We start from the raw sequence: 23,013 nt of genomic DNA on the forward strand, positions 1-23,013 counted from the left end.
AATTCCTTAAAATAACTTTTAACTATGCGATTAGCCACGAGCGATAATAGCGTTTTGTTTTTGGCGCGCTTTTTCTCTAATTAAACGCTCCAGCTCATCAATAAAGTAGTCATTTGATAATTTCTGTGCAGGTTTCCCATCAATATAAACAAGATTATTAGGGGAACCTCCTGCTAACCCTAGATCAGCTTCTTTTGCTTCTCCTGGCCCATTAACCACACAGCCAATAACAGCTACATCCATCGGAACTAACAAGTCATCTAACCTTGTTTCTAATTCATTCATTGTTTTAACAACATCAAAATTCTGCCGTGAACAACTCGGACAAGCGATAAAATTAATACCTCGCGAACGTAGTTTAAGCGATTTTAATAGATCAAATCCTACTTTTACTTCTTCAACAGGGTCTGCGGCCAAAGAAATACGTAAAGTATCACCGATACCTTCATTTAATAGGATACCGAGCCCTACAGCAGATTTAACCGTACCCGACCGCAAACCACCTGCCTCAGTAATACCAAGATGCAGTGGTTGCTCGATTTGTTCAGCTAATAAGCGATAGGCACTAACCGCCATAAATACATCGGATGCTTTAACGCTAACCTTAAAGTTTTGAAAATCTAGCTTATCTAAATAATCAATATGCCGTAAAGCAGACTCAACTAATGCCGCTGGCGTTGGTTCCCCATACTTTTTTTGCAAGTCTTTCTCTAAAGAACCTGCATTCACACCAATACGAATGGGTATATTTTTATCTTTAGCCGCATCGACAACCGCTCTTACACGATCTTCTCTACCAATATTACCGGGATTAATTCGTAAACAATCCACACCCAACTCTGCAACTCTTAATGCGATGGTATAATCAAAATGAATATCAGCGACCAGAGGTATTTTCACTTGCTTTTTGATTTGTCCAAAAGCTTCAGCAGCTTCCATACTTGGCACTGAAACTCGAACAATATCAGCACCCGCCTTTTCAAGTCGCTGTATTTGATCAACTGTTGCCGCCACATCACAGGTTTCAGTGTTAGTCATGCTTTGTACACTGATTGGCGCATCCCCACCAACGGCAACATCACCAACATATATTTTCCTAGAAATACGGCGCTTTAAAGGGGATAAGGTATTCATAAAGGCTTATTTACCTAATTTAATTCGATGTGTTGAGTTTGATGTTTGGTTGAGTTGTACTGGCTCTCCATTATAACTCATAGATACAGCCGAAGGTGCTCCTAAAACCACATCAAGCGGTGCTTTACCCGAAATATTTAGATGGGTATTGGCCGTAAAGAGCTTACTCACTAAAACCTTGCCGGTAGCATCAGTTATACTCACCCAACAATTTGCTTTAAAATTTGCTTCAATAAGTCCCTCGCCTTTTTTCAAGCTTGGCTTAGCATTTTCTTGAGCATTTGCATCATTTTGCTCTGACTGATCTTGTATATTAGTTTCACTTACAGCGTCTTTATCTGTATTAACGGGCGAAAGAGCATTATCAGTCGCTAGTTGTGTTGTATTATTAAGCGCCAAAGGCAACGTAGAACTATCCGTTGAAATAACGGGTATAGTATTTTGCTCTTGTAAAACGGTCGATGCAGTAGAACCGGGCTCCACAATGATCGCTCCATTTTCACTCGGGATCGTTTGATTAGTATTCGAATTTACAAAATGTTGCCATATTAAAAAAACAATACCCGCAAGGATTAAACAAACCACAAAACTTACAAGCCAATAAATGCTATTTGAGATACTCTTTATACGTTTTATTTGTTTAAAGTCGAGCACCCTCGTGTCAGTAGCATCATTTCCCACACAAGCATCGAATGTGCCGACCAATTCGTCTATATTTGTTAACTCAAGATATTTTGCATAATTGCGGATATACCCGCGGGTAAAAGTAGCTCCAGGTAGTTTACTAAACTCGCCTGCTTCTAAAAAAATAATAAAACGCTCCGGTAAATTTAAAACATCTGCGATCTGCTTGGTCGTGATACCACGCTTTTCACGCTCAGCTTTTAGCAACTGGCATGGTTGAGAAACTTCATTCGTTTTGTTTGGATCAGTACTCATTTACTTCCTGCCTTATATTCTCGATACTCAACAGATTTTGGGTATAACTGCTCAAGTTGCATCGCATACTTTGCAGCACTGGTTTTATCATTCATTGCATTAGATAAGCGAATACCTAGCAACAATCCTTGGGGACTCTGAGCATCTCCCATCATATTGACATAATTATTATAATAATTAAGCGCTGCCGGATAATTTTTCTTTTGTCCATAGACCTGCGCTAATCCAAGAGTTGAAACTACTCGACTCCTATTCAATAACAGTGCCTGACGGAAGTTTTCCTCTGCTTTTACCAAATTATTCTGTTGTAACTCAACTAGCCCTATATTTTCAAATACCATTGATCGTTCAGAATAAAAGGGATCATCCAAGGCCTTTAAAAAATATTTTTTAGACTCATCTAAACGGTTCTGTGAAAAAAGAAATACCCCATAATTATTTAAAATTCTTGAGCTAGAAGGATCCGATGAAAGCGCTTTCTTAAAATATATATCAGCATCTTTATAATTTTGTTCAAGTTGAAAAACGTAGGCAATCATAGCATTAACGTCGGCACTATTTGGTTCTATCTTAAGAGCATCAACCAGTGGTTGTTTAGCTTCTTCCGTTTGCCCTTCACGTATATAACCTAAAGCCAAATCAATATAAGCCTGGACTGCTTCTTGTCTACCCTTCTCTGTATTTAATGCACCTCGTTTACCACTGACCTCTGTAACACAACCAATCACGGCAATACAAATAACTGTAACAAAAAATACTTTCAATAACTTAACTATTTTCATTAGTCTATTCCTAACTACTTAATTTCTATAGAGCTCGTAGAGCCAACCTCTTGCGAACTCAAATCACGCACTGCAATATAACGCGCACTGCGTTTTGTTCTATCTTTTATTTGTCCGACCAATTGCCCACAAGCCGCATCAATATCTTCTCCTCTTGTGGTACGAGTAGTCACATTAAACCCAGCATTATAAAGCATATCTTGGAAACGTCGTACAGCATTATTACTTGGGCGCTCATACCCTGAATGAGGAAATGGATTAAACGGAATTAAATTAATTTTACACGGGACATCTTTCAACAAAGCAATCAGTTGTTCAGCATGTTCTGGCTGATCATTAACACCTTTTAATAAAGTATACTCTATCGTTAAAACTCTTTTTTCCCCTAAACCTGAAATATATTTTAATCCTGCTTCTAATAGTTGTTCTAATGGATATTTTTTATTAATCGGTACGAGCTGATTACGCAGCTCATTATTTGGTGCATGAAGCGATATGGCTAAAGAGACATCTACATGCTTAGCGAGTTCTTCAATCATTGGAACAACACCAGAGGTAGAAAGCGTCACTTTACGCTTTGAAATACCATACCCTAAGTCATCCATCATCATTTGCATAGCAACAATAACATTATCAAAGTTAAGTAATGGCTCCCCCATACCCATCAAAACCACATTGGTAATTGCACGGTCAATTTTACCAGGGATTGTTCCAAATGACTTATTAGCAATCCAAACTTGTCCAATAATTTCTGCTGCGGTTAAATTACTATGAAACCCTTGTTTACCTGTTGAGCAAAAACTACAATCTAAACCACAACCTGCCTGTGATGAAACACAAAGTGTACCTCGGTTATTTTGCGGTATATAGACCGTTTCTATTAGATTTCCAGAATCTACCTTAACAATCCACTTACGTGTACCATCTTGTGATATATTTTGACTAACAATCTCAGGGCCACGTATCTCTGCCTTTTCTTTTAACTTTTCTTTTAATACCTTACCAAAATTAGTAATATCATCGAAGTTATCAATACCAAAATGATGAATCCATTTCATCAATTGCCCAGCACGAAAACGTTTTTCACCAATAGACTCAAAAAACGTTTCAAGCTGCGACTGATTCAGCCCCAGCAAATTTAACTTATCAGTCGCATTACTCATAAACAACTACCTATTCTTATTTCTTATTACAACAACTTAACGAATTCGTTCACATACTTCAGTCGCTGCAAAAAAATAACTAATTTCACGTGCAGCAGAAGCAACAGAGTCTGATCCGTGCACAGCATTCTCATCAATAGAAACAGCAAAATCAGCACGAATTGTACCTTTTTCTGCTTTTTTAGGATCAGTAGCGCCCATTAGCTCACGGTTTTTAGCAATCGCATTATCACCTTCAAGTACCTGAACAACAACAGGGCCAGAAGTCATGAATGAAACTAAATCTTTGAAAAAGGGACGCTCTTTATGCTCTGCATAAAACCCACCCGCTTCACGTGCTGATAACTGTACCATTTTTGCTGCAACTACTTTTAAACCAGCCTTCTCAAAACGAGTGATGATTTCACCAATTGCATTTTTTGCAACAGCGTCAGGTTTAATAATAGAAAGTGTGCGTTCAACAGCCATAAAAATTCCTCAATAAAAAATGGGCTTAAAGTAATCAATTATACTTATATTATAAGAATAATCCTATAATAAAAATGTACTCCCTGTAACAAAATTACAAAGCATCAAGAAAACTGTTATGATGTTTTTTATTTTTAATTAATTTATTATACTTCATTGCTACCAATATGCTTCCGCTCTCTGACGATCAGCAATTAATCTATCATCTAAATAATGCAATAGAGCACTACTACCAAAGAGCTGAGTTGTTTTTTCATCGTACATTTAATCGTCCAAAAGTGAAAATCGATCTAAGAGGTCTTAGTGCGGGAACAGCAACCCCTAGCTTAAACTTATTACGTTTTAATAAAGAGCTACTAATAAACAACCAGCAGCATTTTTTACAACAAACCGTGCCCCACGAAATAGCACATCTATTAGCGTATCATTTATTTGGTCTAAAAATTCGCCCTCATGGCAAAGAATGGCAACATATTATGAATGCGGTCTACCAAGTACCTGCCGAACGCTGTCATCATTATGAGGTCAAACGAAAACCAACAACCTACTATCTTTACGGCTGTCATTGCCCGACCCAACACACACTAACCATAAGAAGACATAATGCTATAAAAAGGGGAAGAAAATACCTGTGTAAACGTTGTCAGACCATACTGTATTTCAGAAATACTACAGAGCAGAAACCTTAGATTATTATTTTTTGGTAATTTTATATATTATCGATTAGAGTATGCAATTTAATTATAAAACTAACGTATAATCATGACATTTAGAAAAGATATTAATGGACTAAGAGCTATTGCAATACTTGCAGTGATACTATTTCATTTTAAAATCAAAGGGTTTACAGGCGGTTTTGCAGGGGTAGATATTTTCTTTGTCATCTCTGGTTACTTAATGACAGCTATTATTTTCACTCGAATCCGGGGGGAAAAATTTTCGCTAGTAGACTTCTATATTTCACGAGCCAAACGTATTATTCCAGCACTGGCTGTGCTTTGTACAATACTCATGGTATTAGGATTCGTCTATTTAGAACCTATCGAATATAGAGAGTTATTACGGTGTATAAAATCCAGTATTTTCTTCACTTCTAATCTCTACTTTAGCCACAAAACGGGCTATTTTGCTACCCCCATGCAAGAAAATTGGTTACTGCATACATGGTCACTATCTGTTGAATGGCAATTTTATATTATATACCCTATTGTTATAACCTTACTTTGCCGCTTCTTTAATGAAAATGTAGTCAAGACGTTATTATTAATAGTTGCTGCTTTTTCACTCATAGGTGCCAGTATTTATGTTCATGAAAATCCTACGGCTACTTTCTATCTCTTACCTACCCGTGCATGGGAGATGATCGCAGGAGGAATTGTCTTTTTATTCCCACTGACATTAGGTAATAAAACTCGAAGTACATTCGAGCTCTCAGGGCTTTTCTTAGTTATTTTTAGTATATTGTATTTCTCAGAGGGCGGGGATTGGCCAAGTTACCGAACCTTAGTACCCGTTATCGGAACAATGATGATCCTCTATGGTAATAGAGACTCCATAATTACTGGAAATATTATTGCACAATTTATAGGAAAAGTTTCTTATTCCGCGTATCTATGGCATTGGCCGATTGCTGTGTTTCTCTATTATTCTGGTTCATTAGATAATCCCACCTATATTGTAACAGGCATTGCCACCACATTTATCCTAGCAACTATCTCCTATTACTGTGCTGAACAGTTTTTCTTAAAAAGAAAAAACACACGACGCATAGCTATAATTAAATATCTGTCTGTTGTTATTATATTAGGTGGGATTGTTAGCCCAACCATTGCCTCCTATGTAAAAAAACACTATTACACTGATGAGACAGTGAAAACCAATCAGATAATACGTAAGAATTGCTCTCCTCCATCTGATGACGATTTTATTGATTGTAAATATGGCGAAGGCCAGCCCCAAGCCATCATCATCGGCGATAGCCATACCGATGCTATTTCAGAAACTATGCGCCATGTAAATCCAGAGCAGACGATTGTATGGGCACGCCATGGATGTCCCACACTTGAAGATTTTCACTTCAAAAGTAAAAGCGAAACAGCTTATTGCCATAAACTTAACAGTAAAATATTTAACCAATTGGCAACACAGTATCCTAATGTACCTCTTTTTATCATCAATCGAGCCAGCTTATATCCAGATCCAATTGATTTAGGAGGTCATTTTGCAAGATTTGATGGCATCAATAATTATGACCGTCAAAAATACTTAGAGACTTACCGTAAAGCTTATTTAAATACTGTATGTAAGCTAACAAAACAAAGGCCTGTTTATATTATTAAACCGATTCCTGAAATGCGGACGGATGTTGTCAAAAGCTTAAAAATGCAAAAACATTTCACTAGCCATGTCCTAGATATTACACTTCCAATAAAGCAATATTATGATCGCCAAGCATTTATACTTAAGATTATGGATGAGGCTAAAGAACAATGTGGTATCAAACTATTAGACCCTACGCTTTTTTTATGCCCTGATGGTAAACTTTGTATAGGTTCAATCAATGGAGAATCTATCTATAACGATGATAATCATTTAAATAATAGAGGCAGTGCGCTCTTGTTTCCTTTATTCACACCGCTATTTAAGAAATAACCTTAAGATTAAAAACAACACAGTAAACACTGTTCTAACGGTAAAGACAGTGTTTACCTTACCATGCAGTTGTTATATCGATTACTCACAACCATTCTATAACTAATATATAATAGCTTTTAATTTATTATTCATTTTATCTCCCCCTTTTTTTACTCAATACTAGATATGTAGGCAGTATGTTATTTGATAAACATTAGAAGAAGTGGATTCGCAAACACAATTTTAAACTAACAAATAGAACAGTCGCTGTTAGTAAATACTCAACACTCCTAATGGAAGAACATGTATTACTCTCGGTCATCAAAAAATAAAAACATTACACGTAGTCTCTATTGGAGCTTATACTCATATTCGTACTACAGGTCGCTTACATTTAGTTAAAAGTATAGGTCGTTTTTGTGCGATAAGTACTGATGCTTATATAGGCCATAAAAAATACACACACCCTTTAGATTGGGTTAGCTGTCATGGCATACAATACTCTGAGGAGTTCCCTCTAGTTTACACTCCACCTTTAAAACTAGCCACTATTGGTCATGATGTAATGATGGGAATAAACGCTATCGTCATGGAGGGCGTTAATGTTGGAACAGTTGCTATTATTGGTGCTCGCTCAGTTTTAGCAAAAGATATTCCGCCCTACGCTATTGTTGTAGGTAACCCAGCAAAAATTATTAGGTACCGTTTCCCTGAAGAAATCAGTCAAGGGCTATTGGAGAGTCAATGGTGGGATTACCCTATTGAGGTATTGAAAACATTACCTATGAACAAACCTGCGGAGTTCTTAAAAGAAATAAGTAACATACCAAGAGAAAAAGCACACTATCAAACGATCCAAATCACTCATAACAAGTGTAGGCTACTCAATGAAAAAAACTGACCATTTATCAAGGAATGAATAATAAATAAAAGCTCTTTTTAATTATAAAAAAAGCCATGGTGTTTTTTTATTACAACCAAAAGTAGAATAGTCTATACCATCTATTGATTATTTGCTCTTAGAGTCTATAAAATCAATTTCTAAGCTATTTAGTATTAAATTAAGAAATTAGCTTAAATTTAAAATTAAAAACTATTAAAAGGAATATCAATGACAAATCAACAAAGCTATACAGCCACAGCAAAGTTCATCCATTGGCTCATGGCATTTATATGGATTTTTGTTTGGGTAATAGGAATGATAGCAGTTTATGGAAGAGAAATGTTCAATCCAAATCATGGTCTTACATCACTACACAAGGCAGTGGCTAGTACCCTGCTTGTTCTCATCATTATCCGTATTTTGTGGCGACTTACTCATACACCACCCGCACTGCCTAACACAATGAGTCAACATGCAAAACTAATGGCTAAACTAGGCCATATTGCTCTTTATCTATTTGCCTTACTGTGTTTACCTATCAGTGGTTGGCTCATGAGCTCTTTTGCAGGAAGACCCGTCCTACTAGCAGGTCTTTTAGAACTCCCGCCTCTAGCAAGTCCTAATCCACAGTATGCATCTATCGTCAAAGATATTCATGTTTATCTCGCTTGGTTTTGTGGATTACTGGTTGCGGGGCATATCCTTATCGCCTTAAAGCACCATTTTATTGATAAAGACAATATTCTTATGAGCATGGCGCCTAATCATAAGAAAAAATAACTCCCTACTTGCTTAACTCATCTGAACCCATCGCTGATTAATGAATAACTCGATGGGTCTGTACTGCAATTTATAACTCATTTTACGACAATTTTTAATCCAATACCCTAATGACAAGTAATCAAGCCCTAGCCTTTGACACTCCTTAATCTGCCACAAAATGGCATACTGCCCTAAACTGCGCTTTACTTCATCTGGCTCAAAAAAAGTATAGACGGCAGAAAGATGATTTTCTAATGTATCAATAACAGCCACCGCTAATAACTTTTCTTTTTTTCGAAACTCATAGAATGAACAATATTCAGGAACATCTACCAAAAAACTTTGATACTGCTCCCGTGTAGCAGGATACATATCACCATCACGGTGCCTTGTATTAATATAACGCTCATACAGATCAAAATGCTCATCCGTATCACAAGGTATGACTTTTTGAATGATCAAATCTTGATTATTTCTTATCGCTCGCTTTTGCTGGCGATCAGGTACAAACTTTGCTACTACCACTCTGACAGGAACACAAGCATGGCAGTTTGCACAATGAGGTTGATAGATATAATGGCCACTTCGCCTAAACCCTAAATTTGAAAAATGGCTATATTGCTCTTTAGTTAAAACCAATTTAGGGTCTACAAAAACAGTCGATGCTTTTTGATTGACTAAGTAACTACAGGGATGAGCGTCTGCCATGTAAAGCGTAATATCAGATAAGTCTTTTATCATCCTACCATCCCATCAGAATATTTCCAGTCAATAGAAATAGATTGATATTGGTAATCACGCAAATAACTAGCAAATACTTTTCGTGGTATTAAATCTGCACCAAGGCTTTGTAAATGACTGGTATGCATTTGACAATCAATTAATACAACACCTGCTTTTCTTAACTTATAAACTAACTGAATAAAACCAAACTTAGAGGCATTCGTCACACGGCTAAACATCGACTCACCAAAAAACAAGCGGCCAATAAGCAGACCATACAAACCACCTACTAACTCCCCCTGTTGCCAAATCTCTACGGAATGAGCTAATCCTAACTCATGCAGTGTAAGATAAGCTTGACGCATATCGTCAGTAATCCATGTCAAATCCGTATAGTCTCTAGGTTGACTACACCCCTCAATGACAGCACTAAACTCTTGATCATAGGTCACATCAAACGTTGAAGCATTCAACAATCTACGCATACTACGAGAAACATGTAACTGATCAGGAAATAAAACCATTCTCGGATCAGGCGACCACCACAAAATAGGATCTTCAGGATTAAACCATGGGAAACAACCATGCCTATAGGCTGCCTCTAAACGTGTAGGAGATAAGTCTCCCCCCATGGCTAATAACCCATCAGGCTCTGTTAGCGCCTGTTCTAAAGGCGGAAAAGTCAAGTCCTCATCCGACAATAGAGTCAACGACATAATCTCTATAATCCATCTAAATAACGTTCTACATCCAAGGCAGCCATACAACCAGCACCTGCTGAAGTAATTGCTTGGCGATAAACTTGATCAGCCACATCACCTGCCGCAAAAACACCTTCAATACTGGTAGCCGTCACGCCTAACTTACCACCACAAATTTTTATATAACCATTATCTAACGCTAACTGGTTTTGAAAAATATCGGTATTAGGTTTGTGGCCTATTGCAATAAAAACACCCATTAAATTTAGAGTAGTTTTTTCACCCGTAGCTACACTCTTTAAAGAAACACCTGTCACTCCCGTTTTATCACCTAATACTTCATCAAGTTCAGTATTCCAATGAATCACTACATTACCTGTTTTAGCTTTTTCAAAGAGCTTATCTTGCATAATTTTTTCACAGCGTAACTTATCTCTACGGTGAATAACATGCACCTCTTTTGCTATATTCGAAAGGTATAACGCCTCTTCAACAGCAGTATTTCCACCACCAACAACAGCAACCACTTGGTTTTTATAGAAAAAACCATCACAAGTCGCACAAGCAGACACACCTTTACCCATAAATTGGGTTTCCGAAGGCAACCCTAAGTATTGCGCAGAAGCGCCAGTAGCAACAATTAATGAATCACAAGTATAAGTGCCACTATCACCGACAAGAATAAAGGGTTTCTTTGATAAATCAGCTTGATTAATATGGTCATAAACAATTTCGGTTGCAAATCGCTCAGCATGTTTTTGCATACGCGCCATCAAATCAGGCCCCTGTACACCTTCAACATCACCTGGCCAGTTATCCACCTCAGTAGTCGTTGTTAATTGTCCACCTGGCTGCATCCCCGTAATCAACAATGGGGACAAGTTAGCACGTGCCGCATAAACGGCCGCTGTGTAACCCGCAGGGCCTGCACCCAAAATAATGACTTTAGAATGTTTAATATCAGACATAACTCTTCGCCCCTCATATTTTTAATTGCGTCTATTGTACAACATAAAACTATCTGATACCCCCCTATCAAAACTAATCATCGTAATTAATTTAATTAATGACCTTAGCACATAATAACTATTTCAGTTTACAACCTTAAACGAGTTACAATGAAAAGAGTATCAAGCAATTATTTAAAACCAAGTAGAGAGATAAAAAATGGCTACTGTTGAAATTACAAATGACAACTTTGAAAATATTATAGAGTCTAACGAAATTGTCATATTAGATTTTTGGGCTTCATGGTGTGGCCCTTGTCGCAACTTTGCCCCAACCTTTGAAAGCGCATCAGAGAAGCACCCTGATATTGTGTTTGGAAAAATTAATACAGAAGAACAAGAAGCACTCGCCAATAGCTTTAGCGTTCGTTCTATTCCGACGATTGCTGTCTTTCGTGAAAAGGTTGTTGTATATTTTGAGTCAGGCGCATTACCAGCAAATGCATTAGATGATCTAATTGCACAGGTTAAAGAACTGGATATGGAAAAAATCAAAGCAGAAATTGCAGCACAAAAAAATGACTAATCATCAATGAAAGAAGCTCCCTTTATTGTAGGACTTTATGAGTGGATCAGCCTACCAGAGCTTGGTGTAATTGGGCTACGTGCAAAAATTGATACTGGAGCGAGCACCTCCAGTTTACACGCCACAGACATTGAAGTTTTTAATCGCAATAATAAAAAATGGGTTCGCTTTACAGCGCATATTGGAACACTCGTACAACGAGGCCATCGATGCGAAGCTCCCCTTGTCAGCACAAAAACTATAAAAAGCTCTAACGGCTTATCGCAAAGTCGTTATGTTATTACAACACAGCTGACGTTAGGTAATCATACATGGCCTGTAGAATTTACATTAGCATGCCGTAGAACAATGCAATACCGTGTTTTACTAGGTTCCAAAGCTTTAATTGATGGGGAAATTCTAGTCAATCCAGCGTTGAGCTATGTGCAGTCCAAACCCTCTTTTACGCTTTTGCCTCCAAACTAGCGGATACCTACGTTATGAAAATAGCCATTTTATCTCGCAACCCTGCATTATACTCAACCAAAAGGTTGATGGAGGCATGCACTTCAAGGGGACATGAGGTCATCGTTATAAACCCACTGCGCGCTTATATGAACATTACAAGCTTGCAGCCACAAGCTTTTTCTCAAGGGGAGATATTATCCAACATCGATGCAGTCATTCCACGCATTGGTGCGTCCATTACATTTTATGGCTGTGCTTTACTGCGCCAATTTGAAATGATGAATGTGCTAGCACTTAATAGCTCTACGGCGATCAAAAAATCACGTGATAAACTCCATTGCTTGCAACTATTATCCACCCAAGGCATCGACTTACCCATTACAGGATTTGCCCATTCACCTGATGACATCCCAAATCTCATACAAATGGTGGGAGGAGCTCCTCTCGTCATAAAACTACTAGAGGGGACTCAAGGATTAGGTGTAGTACTGTGTGAAAACCAAAAAGCTGCTGAATCTGTATTACAATCCTTCATGAAACTTAAACACCATATGATGGTACAAGAATACATAAAAGAAGCAGAAGGTGCTGATATCCGCTGTTTTGTAATCGGTGGTAAAGTGATTGCCGCCATGAAGCGTCAAGCAGAACCAGGAGAATTCCGCTCTAATCTGCACTGTGGCGGTGCAGCAGAACACGTTAAAATAACATCACAAGAGCGAGCAATCGCGATTAAAGCAACGAAAGTATTGGGTTTACAGGTTGCTGGGGTTGATATTTTACGTTCCAATCGTGGTCCACTCGTCATGGAAGTTAACTCCTCGCCAGGACTAGAAGGCATTGAAAACATAGCCCAACAAGATATTGCAAGTTTAATTATTCAATTCTTAGAAAATCGCTTTGCTCATCATAGAAAAGTGAAAATAACTGAATAAATACTTAATTTAACCATTCTATACATTGCAATAACGCTGTATTTTCTGTCAGTATATTCTTTTTCAAAAGGAGAAAAATATGAAAAAAATGCGTCGCGAACCAAGTAAAGCAAAACGTTTGGTCATGCAACCTCTCTTCCGCACGCGAACCCAAAAACCAGTCAAAGGAAAAGGCAGCTATAACCGAAAGGCCCCACATAACTACTATAATGGGGCTTTTTTTATAGCCTAATAAATAAAAGCTCTACACTTTCTTTCCTTTCTTTAAGCTTACATTATTTAATCCCCTAAAGACTATTACATCATAAAAGAGTAAAATAAATAGAATATTTTTCTTTGTAAAATGAGGCCACTCATGCTCTATCGTGCTACTTGCGCAGGTTTAACATTATCACTCTTTTTAACAGCTTGCTCTCAATCAGCAACCAATACGTATACTCAACCTGTCAATGTAACAGAAAAAAGCTCTCAACCTATGGTAAAGACTACATCAGAAGAAGAGTTAATCGTTGATAATCCTAGCCAAAGCTTTAACGAGTGGCTAACTGAATTTAAAGCTTATGCAATAACAAAGGGCATCACCCCCCATGTATTTGATCAGTCATTTCAAGGAATAACCCCAGATCCTGACGTAGTAAAAGCTGACCGCAGCCAACCAGAGTTTACCCGCCCCGTATGGGAATACTTAGACACAGCCGTTTCTAAGACAAGAATCAGTAATGGTAATAAGAAAATTCAAGAAAACAAAAAATTACTCGATGATATTGAACAAAACTACCATATCGATCAAGAAGTCTTTATTGCCATATGGGGTATGGAAAGTGGTTATGGTGGTTTTACAGGCAACAAAAATGTCATTCGTTCCTTAGCTACTTTAGCTTATGAAGGTAGACGTAGTAAATTTGCAAAAGAACAACTCATTGCTGCTTTAAAAATATTACAAAATAAAGATGTTGAAGTAAAAGACATGAAAGGCTCATGGGCTGGGGCCATGGGGCAAACACAATTTATCCCCACCACTTATTTAGCGCTCGCCGTTGATTTTGATGGCGATGGACATAGAAATATTTGGACATCCATACCTGATGCCCTAGCCTCTACTGCAAACTATTTGCAAACCTCAGGCTGGCAATATAAAGAAACATGGGGACATGAAGTAAAGTTACCTAAAAACTTTGACTACTCTCAGACAGATATATCCACAAAAAAATCAGTTTCTGAGTGGATAAATCATAGTGTCACACTTATCAACGGGCAACCTATTCCTAATACTGAGCAAAACCTACAAGCGGCTATTATTTTACCCGCAGGCGCTAATGGCCCTGCCTTTATTGTATATCGTAATTTCTTCGCCATTATGAAATACAATAACTCCACCTCATACGCTCTTGCCGTCAGCTTATTAGCCGACAACTTTAAAGGTAAACCAGGGCAAATCATACACAGTTGGCCTACCTCAGATAAACCGCTATCAAGAACGGAGCGAAAAGAATTACAAACTTTACTCGATCAACAAGGTTTTAGTGCAGGCCATGCCGATGGGATCATAGGTGCTAATACACGCCAAGCAATCAGAGGCTTTCAAAAAACAATAGGTGTTGCTGCTGATGGGTATCCAAGCCATAATTTACTGAATCAATTGCGTACTAAATAATGGAGTTAGGTTCCCAGCTAGCCATATTATTTCAGAAACTTAGCCAATCAAAATTTCGCTCTAGCATTAAACTTAGTGAAAAAGACTATAGTTATCTGAAACTAAAAGGAAAGTCTGTCATCGCTAAACATGCCACTGAGTTTATTAGTCAGCGCTTAGCGCCTGCTCATCCCGTTAACGATGGGAAACAAACCCCTTGGAAAGGACATCCTGTTTTTGTTGCACAGCATGCTACAGCAACCTGTTGCCGTAGTTGCTTACTGAAATGGCACAACATTCCTAAAGGTTTCGAGTTAACATCACCACAACAACAATATATTGTTCGCGTTATTATGCTCTGGCTTAACCAAGAAAAATTTGAAATAAGAAAAAGTGTTAGCAAAAACTTATCCTTGTTATAATGACCAACTTTATTAAACACATCTCTAGGTTCACACGGTGGATTTAAGCACATTTATTGCCCAATATGGCTATCTTGCAATTGCTCTAGGTTGTATGCTTGAAGGTGAAACGGTCGCGGTGCTGGGTGGCCTAGCAGCTAATACACAACTAAGTCTCCCCCTTGTATATTTAATGGCCTTTTTGGGTGGTTGGTTATGGGACTCTGTATTTTTTTTAATAGGTCATCATTATGGTGCAGCCATCATTAAGCGATTTCCTAGATACAAAGGCAAAATTAAAAAAGCTGAATTAATCGTTCGTAAATATGACTTAATTGCAATTATCGGTTTACGATTTCTCTATGGACTTAGAACTATTGGCCCTATGGCAATAGGTATCGCCAAAATCAATACACTACGATTTATTATCTGTAATGCAGTAGGTGCAGCCCTGTGGTCATCTATTTTTGTGACAATCGGCTACAGTGCAGGGAGAATATTTCAAGAAAAACTACAAAAGCTCGGCAATAATATAATCCCTCTTCTAATTGTTGCGGCGATAGTATTTACTGTTTTTTTCATTATTAGAACGCTGATTAGCAAACGACATCGACAAACAGAAAGTGACATTGATGATTAACTTTATAAATAAAAAGCTGGTGGATGTTCTTGGACATCAACCAGCTTTTATTAATAACCAAAAGTACAATTAAAACTTAATTTCGCCACTGACATCTAATAAACTTCTACGCGCTAACGCTAAGTTTGATTTAGATTTATCCAATACGAAGTATAAGAAAATATCTGGCTTACTTTCTAATGGGCGAATAATATGGTATTGCTTACCTAAAGTAATTAAAATATCTTCAATGTGATCATTAAGATTTAATGATTTCATTGTTTTAAGCTTAGCACGAACTACTTCAGTATTACCTGCACAAGCTAATTCAATATCAAGCCCTGCCCCTTTACCACCTAGCATCATACCGCTAGATGAGTCCACCAAAGCTGCAACCATCGCACCATCAACAGTTAATAACTTTTCTAAAGACTCTTGAATATTACTCATTACCTTCTCCTATTTACATAAAACTAAACTTTACTATTAAAAGCATCAACAACTGCTCGGGCATGATAAAGTATTTGACCTAAAACCGCATTTTTCGATGCCACAACATTGAGAATCATCGGAAATGCTTCGTTGTCTATATCCATAATTACAATATAACCTTTATCACTTTCAATAATTATACTGTTGTACTCTGTCCCTAAATTTGTCTCACAAATTGACATGTTACTGATAGCTGATAATGAACTCGCCATTGCAGCTAACTTTGAAGGGTCGACTGTCTCATCAGTAGACTTAAACGCTACCTCAAATCCATCTTCTGTAGTTAAAACAGCACTTTCAATACCCGTAGCAACACTCATTAACTTATCTAACTCTCTTGCTGCAGCAAGCTTAATCACTTTTGGAGTTAAAACTGAAACTTTATTTTCCGCCATTAATATTACTCATAAATTAATTAAATATTGACTAAACATAGAGTTGCGTAAGCAATAAATCTAATAGCATAAGAACATCTTCTTTAAGTCGTACATCAGCCGTTACAATAGGACAAATGACTCCTTGGGCAGCAGTAAATGCTGAGAACTGGTTAATAATATCTGTATCATCTGGGTCTGCTTTTGTAATACAAATAACACAGCTGCGCTCTTCTATTAACGTTTTAAAGCTTTCTAAATAGATACTTAAATCTTCAAACGGATCAGGGCGGGTGTTATCCACTAAAATAATAACGCCTAGTGCCCCAGTGGATAAAACACGCCACATAAAAGAAAAACGCTGTTGACCTGGAGTGCCATAGATTCTAAGGCGCTCATCTTCACTAATTGTGACTATCCCATAATCAAAAGCCACTGTTGTTTTTTCTTTATCCACAGATTTATCAGTATTTAATACATCTGTTGAAATAGGTGGAATTTCACTTACAGCAGCAATTGCTGTTGTTTTTCCTGCTCCCATCGTTCCCGTTATGAGAATTTTGTATTCTTCAATCATAAGTTATTTCTGAAAAAGCCCTAAACTATTACGAATTCTATCTAATAAACTTTTCTTTGGTGCTGCTTTTTTCTCAATCACTTTTGATGGAGTCATTACAGCTGTCACATACTCGGCATCACCACTATTAATTATTTGCTCTATAAAAGCATGACAAACTTCTTCTGGCTTTGTTGAGATAGCGGTTAATTCTTCTAATGTCATCGCGCACTTGCTTAACAACGTTGATAATACAGGGTAAGCCTTATCTTGTTTTAAAATTTCTGCTTTTGGCCACTGTAAAAGACGTACTTTCTGCGATATATCTTTTTGTGATTCAACATTTTTCTCAACAGGTTCAGGCTCACTCTGTGTTCCAAGCAGCACACTCTCTGCCATGTAAATTTTTTCTATTAACTCAGTTGCTTTTATAGGCGTACTGGCATAAAAAATATCACAACCATTTTTTTGAATTTCAGTATTAAATGACAATATTACACGGATATTATTAGGAATAGATAGCATTTGCTCTGGAGTAGCATCTTTACCGACAACAAGAACGCCAGCTGCAGTATCGTTTTGCTTCCATGTTGCATTATCCCGTGTATTATACATAACGAGCACGGATCTAAAAAAAATCTGCTCCCTATTGGATAAACACAATGTTGAATAAAATACTGTTCGCATAAAATCTAATCTACATCTCTCAAAATTGAAAGCTAAAACAATAGAAATATGTCCAAAAGCAGACATATAGCAAAAAATTACTGGCCTTATAATAACATACTTATACAGCCTTTAGAAGAAATCTTAGCACTACCTAATTAATCATATTATGATTTTTAATCAATCATACTTAATATAAATAGTTGCTCTATCGCCATCGCGACCATCATCCATAACACCTAGCCAATCTGAAGATAATAACTGCAAGCAAGAATTCCATTGTAAGGGATGTTGAGAATAAGAATTTTTATAATTTGATCGTAATAAAAACTCAACCACCCTACTTTTAGAAATAGCTAACCGCTTAATCTGTAATTTGGCTTGTATCAACCACAAATAATTATTAACATCATAAAAACGATATAAATAAGAAATAAGCTGATCTGATTCAAGCATTATTTCTCCCAACACATTATCTGCCCCATACTGCTGGTAAATTTCCTGTATGGTTAAAGGCTGATGACTAGCTACACTATCAATAATATAGGCGCTTGATGAACTAGGGAGCACCAATGATGCCTTATTAATCAATAAATTAAGTTTTTGATAGTTTAAATTCATGGCTGAAATTTTATTAAACTTTAATAGATAACCTAACTTTTTGGCCTGGCAAAAATAGCTTCCCCCATTATCATCAAAATCTAGTTTTTTCCATAAATGAATATATTCTTCTATCGTTTCCTTTGTCGAAAAATAGCCACTAATAACCATAAATCCTTGTTCTCTTCTAAACGTACTGGCAATTATTTGTTGCTGCGCTGTGTTTAGCGGTTGAAATAACAATGTTAACTGTGGATCTGATAAATATGGCTTTAGCTGGGGTCTATCAATTAACTGTTCTAACACGTGTGCGGTGATTAATAACTGCCTGACGCCTATCATCACATCAATCAAATAGCCATTCACTAACAATTTATTTTTAATAAAATCCATTTCATCTTGTAAGATTTTTAATCCCTTACGCACATCACCATCGTCAATAGCAAACACAGCCTCAGCCAAACGCAATTGCGAAGCATAAATACTCTTATGATAAGGTGGTATTGGCATTTCTGCCGACATAGGATAAGCCTTATAATAAGGCTTGGCCTGAATTTGTCGATAACGTGCCAAAATAACATTACTTTCCTTGATTAGTGCTGTTAACTACTTCCTATCCTTTACTACTTGATCGACACTATGCAGATTTTTTAATGAAGCACATGGAAACTCATAACCTGTTCCATATCCCATATTTACTTTGAGCGCTTTATTTTCATCATAGTAATCTGTTGTTTTTACTATGTTATCAAGTAACTTAACATCCTGCTTGCTAATGGCTACTTGTAATAAGCGATTATTTTTTATTAGCATTTTTTTAGCGATAGCAGTGTAATTTTAATCTACTGGCACATCCAGCGCTAGCATACCAACATAACCATTCTGGTCTAAGTCTCGTTCAAACAAATCGGGGATAACTAATAATTGCTTAACTTCGGGTAACAGTTGTTTATTGTCCAACTCATTAGCTAACAAAGGTAAACTCAACAAACTAAGAACCCATAAGGCTTTAAGCCTCATAGTAAAATCCCTTAGTAATCAATATTAATCTGCTTTAATCTTTAATTTGTCTAATAACGTTTCAAGTGTTGTAAAACGCTCATCAACTCTCTCCATCGGTACCTGGAATTTAAATGTTGTACCACCTTCTAGTTTATAGTGTTTAGGCTGACCCTGTATCAGTTTTATCAACGTTAAAGGATCAACTGTTGTGTGGGTCGAAAATTCAACCTTACCGCCCTGTGGGCCTGCATCAATTTTGGTGATACCTAATTGTTCTGCTTCTATTTTTAAACGTGTTTGGCGAATCAGATTTTTAACAGGCTCGGGCAACAAGCCAAAACGGTCGATCATTTCTACTTGCAGTTCTTTTAAATCGTCGTCTGTTGTAGCAGAGGCAATACGTTTGTACAAGATTAGGCGATTATGTACATCGGGCAAATAATCTTCAGGAATTAATGCGGGTAAACGTAAATTAATATCAGTACCCACCCCCAATGGTTGCTCTAAGTTGGGCTCCTCTCCTTTTTGAATAGCTTTCACCGCACGATCAAGCATATCCATATACAACGAGAAGCCAACCGCTTGTATTTGCCCACTTTGCCCTTCCCCTAATAACTCACCGGTACCACGAATTTCCATATCATGGGTAGCGAGCACAAAACCTGCGCCCAAATCTTGAGCACTGGCAATCGCTTCTAAACGTTTTTGAGCATCATCTGTCATGCTCTTTTTAGGGGGCGTTAGTAAATAAGCATACGCTTGGTGATGACTACGCCCTACACGCCCACGCAGTTGGTGTAACTGCGCTAATCCAAACTTATCTGCTCGTTCAATCACAATGGTATTAGCCGTTGGCACATCAATACCTGTTTCAATAATGGTTGAAGACACCAGTACATTAAAGCGCTTATGATAAAAATCAGCCATCACTTGCTCAAGTTCACGCTCACGCATTTGCCCATGCCCTACGCCAATACGTGCCTCGGGTACAAGTTCAGCAAGATCAGCTGCACACTTTTCAATGGTTTTAACATCATTATGCAAATAATAAACCTGCCCCCCTCTAAGCAGCTCACGTAGCAAAGCTTCTTTAATCACTGCGTTTTGCTGTTCCATCACAAAAGTACGTACTGACAAACGGCGCGCAGGGGGTGTGGCAATAATGGATAGGTCACGCATCCCCGACATCGCCATATTGAGTGTGCGAGGAATGGGGGTCGCGGTCATAGTTAATACATCCACCTCACTGCGCAAGGCTTTTAGGCGTTCTTTTTGACGAACCCCAAATCGGTGTTCTTCATCAATAACCACCAACCCTAAATTTTTAAACTTCACATCCTCTTGTAATAACTTATGCGTTCCGATAATGATATCGATCTTACCTTCTGCCAATTCAGCAATGGCTTGATTCACCTCTTTGGTGGATTTAAAACGACTCAATACCTCCACCTTCACAGGCCAATCAGCGAAACGGTCTCTAAAACTGTTGTAATGTTGCTGTGCCAATAAAGTAGTGGGCACTAATACAGCTACTTGCTTTCCACTTTGAACAGCAATAAAGGCTGCACGAATGGCCACTTCTGTTTTACCAAAACCAACATCACCACAAATAAGACGATCCATTGGCTTGCTAGCGGTCATATCTTCTAACACAGCATCGATAGCAGCTTGCTGATCTACCGTTTCTTCAAAAGGGAATCCTGCTGCAAAAGCTGCGTAGTCACTTTCTGGTTTACTAAAAGCAAAACCTTTGCGAGCTGCACGACGGGCATAAATATCTAACAATTCAGCGGCCACATCTCGAACTTGCTCTGCCGCTTTACGGCGAGCTTTTTGCCACTGCTCAGAACCTAAACGATGCAAAGGTGCCAACGCATCATCCGACCCTGTATACCGGGCAATCAGGTGTAGGCTAGCGACAGGAACGTACAGTTTGGTTCCCTCTGCATACTCTAACATCAGAAACTCTTGCGGTTGGTCGTCTAATTCTAACGTCACTAAACCTTGATAACGTCCTACTCCATGGTCGATGTGTACGACAGGCGCACCTTCTCGTAACTCCGTCAGGTTTTTAACAATGTTTTCATTGGTTACTTCGCCTCTTTTTTGGCGACGTCTGCGTTGTAAAATCTTTTGGCCAAACAAGGGGGCTTCGGCAATCAATGCCAACGCTGGCTTTTCTAAAACAAGCCCGTCATCTAGATTAGCCACAGTAATGGCTATTCGCTCTTTGCATTCTGTAAATTCTTGCCAACCAGCTACTTCAACGGGGCGTACTTTCAAACGGGCTAATAACTCAAGCACAACCTCTCGACGCCCAGCCGTTTCAGCTGTAAATAATAACCGCCCTTCAAACTGCTCAATAAACTGACGTAATTTACTTAATGGTTCTGTTGTCCGAGACTCTATGGTTAAATCAGGCAATGCCTGTAGTGAAAAATTTTGTTTATTTGCGCCTTGCTCGACACTGCTTTGTTGCAATGTAACTCTTGGCCATTTTTTTAAATAGCCAAAGCATTCATCGGTCGATAAAAATAATTGCTTAGGCTCTAGAATTGGCTTTTCAACATCATAACGACGATCTTCATAACGGTTTTTCACATCACGCCAGAAAGTTTCCGTCGATTCCTCAATATTTGGTAATGAAAAAACTTGCATATTGTCAGGCAAGTAATCAAATAACGTAGCAGTTTGCTCAAAAAATAGAGGCAAATAATACTCAATACCTGATGGTGTAATACCCGTTTCTAAATCTTGATAAATAGGACAGCGACGATAATCGATATCAAACTGTTCTCTAAAACGCTCTCTAAAGTTTTTGATGGCCTGCTTATCAAGAGGAAACTCATGAGCAGGCAATAAATTAATTTGCTCAACTTTATCGATGGAACGCTGTGTTTCAGGGTCAAAGGTACGTAAAGTTTCGATTTCATCATCAAATAAATCAATACGATAAGGTAAACTACTCCCCATCGGGAATAAATCAAATAATGCGCCCCGCACAGCGAACTCACCGTGCTCGAAAACAGTTTCAACACAGCGATAGCCCACACTTTCTAAACGGCCACGCATCTCTTCAACATTAACTTTATCACCAATTTTTACCACCAGACCACTACCTAATACAAAGGAAGCAGGCGCAATTCGCTGTAACACGGTAGTAATAGGAACGACTAAAATACCTTGTTTAATGTTAGGTAATTGGTATAGGGTCGATATTCGTTGTGAAATAATGTCTTGATGGGGGGAGAATACATCATAAGGCAACGTTTCCCAGTCAGGAAAGTTAAGTACGGTCGTGTGAGGCGCAAAAAACTTTAGCTCACGACTTAATCGATCTGCACTTGCAGTATCCGGTGTTAAAACCAAAGTAAAATGCTGATAGGCTGAGGCGGCTTCGGCTACAACTAAACCAAAAGAAGCACCTACTAAATTTCCCCATTGTAGTTTATTTGAGGTCTTTGATAGTTTAGGAAGGGCAAGAACAGACACGAAGTTATAGCTCCACTAGTAGCCAATTAAAGAGGACGATTATACACCATGCAATCATTGGGTTGATTACAAAC

26 protein-coding genes are annotated in these 23,013 nt (G+C 37.9%); 11 read left to right on the forward strand and 15 right to left on the reverse strand.

Annotated features, from left to right (window positions below):
* Nucleotides 1-30 precede the first annotated feature (30 nt).
* The 5 genes from ispG to ndk are packed head-to-tail and all read right to left on the reverse strand — an operon-like array spanning nucleotide 31 to nucleotide 4,486.
* Nucleotides 31-1,134, reverse strand: coding sequence for a flavodoxin-dependent (E)-4-hydroxy-3-methylbut-2-enyl-diphosphate synthase (ispG, locus tag DM558_RS05815; RefSeq protein WP_127162609.1), 1,104 nt, complete (start codon nucleotides 1,132-1,134; stop codon nucleotides 31-33).
* A gap of 6 nt (nucleotides 1,135-1,140) precedes the next feature.
* Nucleotides 1,141-2,073 carry a RodZ domain-containing protein gene (locus DM558_RS05820; RefSeq protein WP_127162611.1) on the reverse strand — a complete coding sequence of 311 codons (933 nt, stop codon included), beginning with the start codon at nucleotides 2,071-2,073 and terminating at the stop codon, nucleotides 1,141-1,143.
* Nucleotides 2,070-2,855: a type IV pilus biogenesis/stability protein PilW gene (gene pilW, locus DM558_RS05825; RefSeq protein ID WP_127162613.1), complete on the reverse strand. Its 786-nt coding sequence runs from the start codon at nucleotides 2,853-2,855 to the stop codon at nucleotides 2,070-2,072. The genes DM558_RS05820 and pilW overlap by 4 nt, the downstream gene beginning before the upstream one ends.
* 14 nt (nucleotides 2,856-2,869) lie before the next feature.
* Nucleotides 2,870-4,018: a 23S rRNA (adenine(2503)-C(2))-methyltransferase RlmN gene (rlmN, locus tag DM558_RS05830; protein ID WP_127162615.1), complete on the reverse strand. Its 1,149-nt coding sequence runs from the start codon at nucleotides 4,016-4,018 to the stop codon at nucleotides 2,870-2,872.
* Nucleotides 4,019-4,054: 36 nt separating this feature from the next.
* On the reverse strand, nucleotides 4,055-4,486 hold the full coding sequence (gene ndk, locus DM558_RS05835; protein WP_127162616.1) for a nucleoside-diphosphate kinase: 432 nt from the start codon (nucleotides 4,484-4,486) through the stop codon (nucleotides 4,055-4,057).
* A 167-nt stretch (nucleotides 4,487-4,653) separates the two neighbouring features.
* On the opposite strand from ndk, the gene DM558_RS05840 reads away from it, so the two are divergent.
* The 4 genes from DM558_RS05840 to DM558_RS05855 all read left to right on the forward strand — a co-directional run bounded on the left by DM558_RS05840 (nucleotide 4,654) and on the right by DM558_RS05855 (nucleotide 8,783).
* Nucleotides 4,654-5,175 (forward strand): SprT family zinc-dependent metalloprotease, encoded by a 522-nt coding sequence (locus DM558_RS05840; protein ID WP_127162618.1) that lies wholly within the window; start codon nucleotides 4,654-4,656, stop codon nucleotides 5,173-5,175.
* A gap of 73 nt (nucleotides 5,176-5,248) precedes the next feature.
* Nucleotides 5,249-7,138 (forward strand): acyltransferase family protein, encoded by a 1,890-nt coding sequence (locus DM558_RS05845; RefSeq protein ID WP_127162620.1) that lies wholly within the window; start codon nucleotides 5,249-5,251, stop codon nucleotides 7,136-7,138.
* Between the two features lie 547 nt (nucleotides 7,139-7,685).
* Entirely contained in the window at nucleotides 7,686-8,021 is a 336-nt protein-coding gene (locus DM558_RS15625) for an LbetaH domain-containing protein (RefSeq protein ID WP_164731260.1), read from the forward strand.
* A gap of 210 nt (nucleotides 8,022-8,231) precedes the next feature.
* Nucleotides 8,232-8,783, forward strand: coding sequence for a cytochrome b (locus tag DM558_RS05855; RefSeq protein ID WP_127162624.1), 552 nt, complete (start codon nucleotides 8,232-8,234; stop codon nucleotides 8,781-8,783).
* A gap of 12 nt (nucleotides 8,784-8,795) precedes the next feature.
* Here the strand turns inward: DM558_RS05855 and DM558_RS05860 are convergent, their stop codons facing one another.
* Genes DM558_RS05860 through trxB form a run of 3 tightly spaced genes read right to left on the reverse strand, consistent with a single transcriptional unit; the run spans nucleotide 8,796 to nucleotide 11,157 of the window.
* A complete protein-coding gene (locus DM558_RS05860) occupies nucleotides 8,796-9,503 on the reverse strand; it encodes an arginyltransferase (protein ID WP_407644308.1) in 708 nt (235 codons plus the stop codon).
* Entirely contained in the window at nucleotides 9,503-10,204 is a 702-nt protein-coding gene (aat, locus tag DM558_RS05865) for a leucyl/phenylalanyl-tRNA--protein transferase (RefSeq protein WP_109702950.1), read from the reverse strand. Before aat ends, DM558_RS05860 begins: the two co-directional genes overlap by 1 nt.
* 5 nt (nucleotides 10,205-10,209) lie before the next feature.
* On the reverse strand, nucleotides 10,210-11,157 hold the full coding sequence (trxB, locus tag DM558_RS05870) for a thioredoxin-disulfide reductase (RefSeq protein ID WP_127162628.1): 948 nt from the start codon (nucleotides 11,155-11,157) through the stop codon (nucleotides 10,210-10,212).
* Between the two features lie 199 nt (nucleotides 11,158-11,356).
* Here trxB and trxA point away from each other — a divergent pair, with 199 nt between their 5' ends.
* From trxA to DM558_RS05905, 7 genes are all read left to right on the forward strand, one after another.
* The gene (trxA, locus tag DM558_RS05875; RefSeq protein WP_109702952.1) at nucleotides 11,357-11,722 is read left to right on the forward strand and encodes a thioredoxin; all 366 of its coding nucleotides are present in this window, start codon (nucleotides 11,357-11,359) and stop codon (nucleotides 11,720-11,722) included.
* 6 nt (nucleotides 11,723-11,728) lie between these two features.
* Nucleotides 11,729-12,187, forward strand: coding sequence for a retropepsin-like aspartic endopeptidase RimB (gene rimB / locus DM558_RS05880; protein WP_109702953.1), 459 nt, complete (start codon nucleotides 11,729-11,731; stop codon nucleotides 12,185-12,187).
* Between the two features lie 14 nt (nucleotides 12,188-12,201).
* Nucleotides 12,202-13,104, forward strand: coding sequence for a 30S ribosomal protein S6--L-glutamate ligase (gene rimK, locus DM558_RS05885; RefSeq protein WP_127162630.1), 903 nt, complete (start codon nucleotides 12,202-12,204; stop codon nucleotides 13,102-13,104).
* 79 nt (nucleotides 13,105-13,183) lie between these two features.
* Complete coding sequence (arfA, locus tag DM558_RS05890; protein WP_177412505.1) at nucleotides 13,184-13,336, forward strand: alternative ribosome rescue factor ArfA; 153 nt, start codon at nucleotides 13,184-13,186, stop codon at nucleotides 13,334-13,336.
* A 123-nt stretch (nucleotides 13,337-13,459) separates the two neighbouring features.
* Nucleotides 13,460-14,758: a lytic murein transglycosylase gene (locus DM558_RS05895; protein WP_228411829.1), complete on the forward strand. Its 1,299-nt coding sequence runs from the start codon at nucleotides 13,460-13,462 to the stop codon at nucleotides 14,756-14,758.
* Complete coding sequence (locus tag DM558_RS05900) at nucleotides 14,758-15,159, forward strand: DUF4186 domain-containing protein (protein WP_127162634.1); 402 nt, start codon at nucleotides 14,758-14,760, stop codon at nucleotides 15,157-15,159. The genes DM558_RS05895 and DM558_RS05900 overlap by 1 nt, the downstream gene beginning before the upstream one ends.
* Nucleotides 15,160-15,196: 37 nt before the next feature.
* On the forward strand, nucleotides 15,197-15,778 hold the full coding sequence (locus DM558_RS05905) for a DedA family protein (RefSeq protein WP_127162636.1): 582 nt from the start codon (nucleotides 15,197-15,199) through the stop codon (nucleotides 15,776-15,778).
* Nucleotides 15,779-15,847: 69 nt separating this feature from the next.
* Here the strand turns inward: DM558_RS05905 and DM558_RS05910 are convergent, their stop codons facing one another.
* From DM558_RS05910 to mfd, 7 genes are all read right to left on the reverse strand, one after another.
* Nucleotides 15,848-16,207 (reverse strand): hypothetical protein, encoded by a 360-nt coding sequence (locus tag DM558_RS05910; RefSeq protein WP_127162638.1) that lies wholly within the window; start codon nucleotides 16,205-16,207, stop codon nucleotides 15,848-15,850.
* 23 nt (nucleotides 16,208-16,230) lie between these two features.
* Nucleotides 16,231-16,644 carry a roadblock/LC7 domain-containing protein gene (locus DM558_RS05915; RefSeq protein WP_127162640.1) on the reverse strand — a complete coding sequence of 138 codons (414 nt, stop codon included), beginning with the start codon at nucleotides 16,642-16,644 and terminating at the stop codon, nucleotides 16,231-16,233.
* 31 nt (nucleotides 16,645-16,675) lie between these two features.
* Entirely contained in the window at nucleotides 16,676-17,200 is a 525-nt protein-coding gene (locus DM558_RS05920; protein ID WP_127162642.1) for a GTP-binding protein, read from the reverse strand.
* Nucleotides 17,201-17,203: 3 nt separating this feature from the next.
* Nucleotides 17,204-17,794 carry a hypothetical protein gene (locus DM558_RS05925; protein WP_127162644.1) on the reverse strand — a complete coding sequence of 197 codons (591 nt, stop codon included), beginning with the start codon at nucleotides 17,792-17,794 and terminating at the stop codon, nucleotides 17,204-17,206.
* Between the two features lie 231 nt (nucleotides 17,795-18,025).
* A complete protein-coding gene (locus DM558_RS05930) occupies nucleotides 18,026-19,018 on the reverse strand; it encodes a hypothetical protein (protein WP_127162646.1) in 993 nt (330 codons plus the stop codon).
* Nucleotides 19,019-19,282: 264 nt separating this feature from the next.
* Complete coding sequence (locus DM558_RS05935; protein ID WP_127162648.1) at nucleotides 19,283-19,465, reverse strand: hypothetical protein; 183 nt, start codon at nucleotides 19,463-19,465, stop codon at nucleotides 19,283-19,285.
* Between the two features lie 24 nt (nucleotides 19,466-19,489).
* Nucleotides 19,490-22,939, reverse strand: a complete 3,450-nt coding sequence (gene mfd, locus DM558_RS05940) for a transcription-repair coupling factor (RefSeq protein WP_127162650.1) — start codon at nucleotides 22,937-22,939, stop codon at nucleotides 19,490-19,492.
* Between the last annotated feature and the right edge of the window lie 74 nt (nucleotides 22,940-23,013).

This window comes from Entomomonas moraniae (assembly GCF_003991975.1).
Classification (GTDB): Bacteria; Pseudomonadota; Gammaproteobacteria; order Pseudomonadales; family Pseudomonadaceae; genus Entomomonas; species Entomomonas moraniae.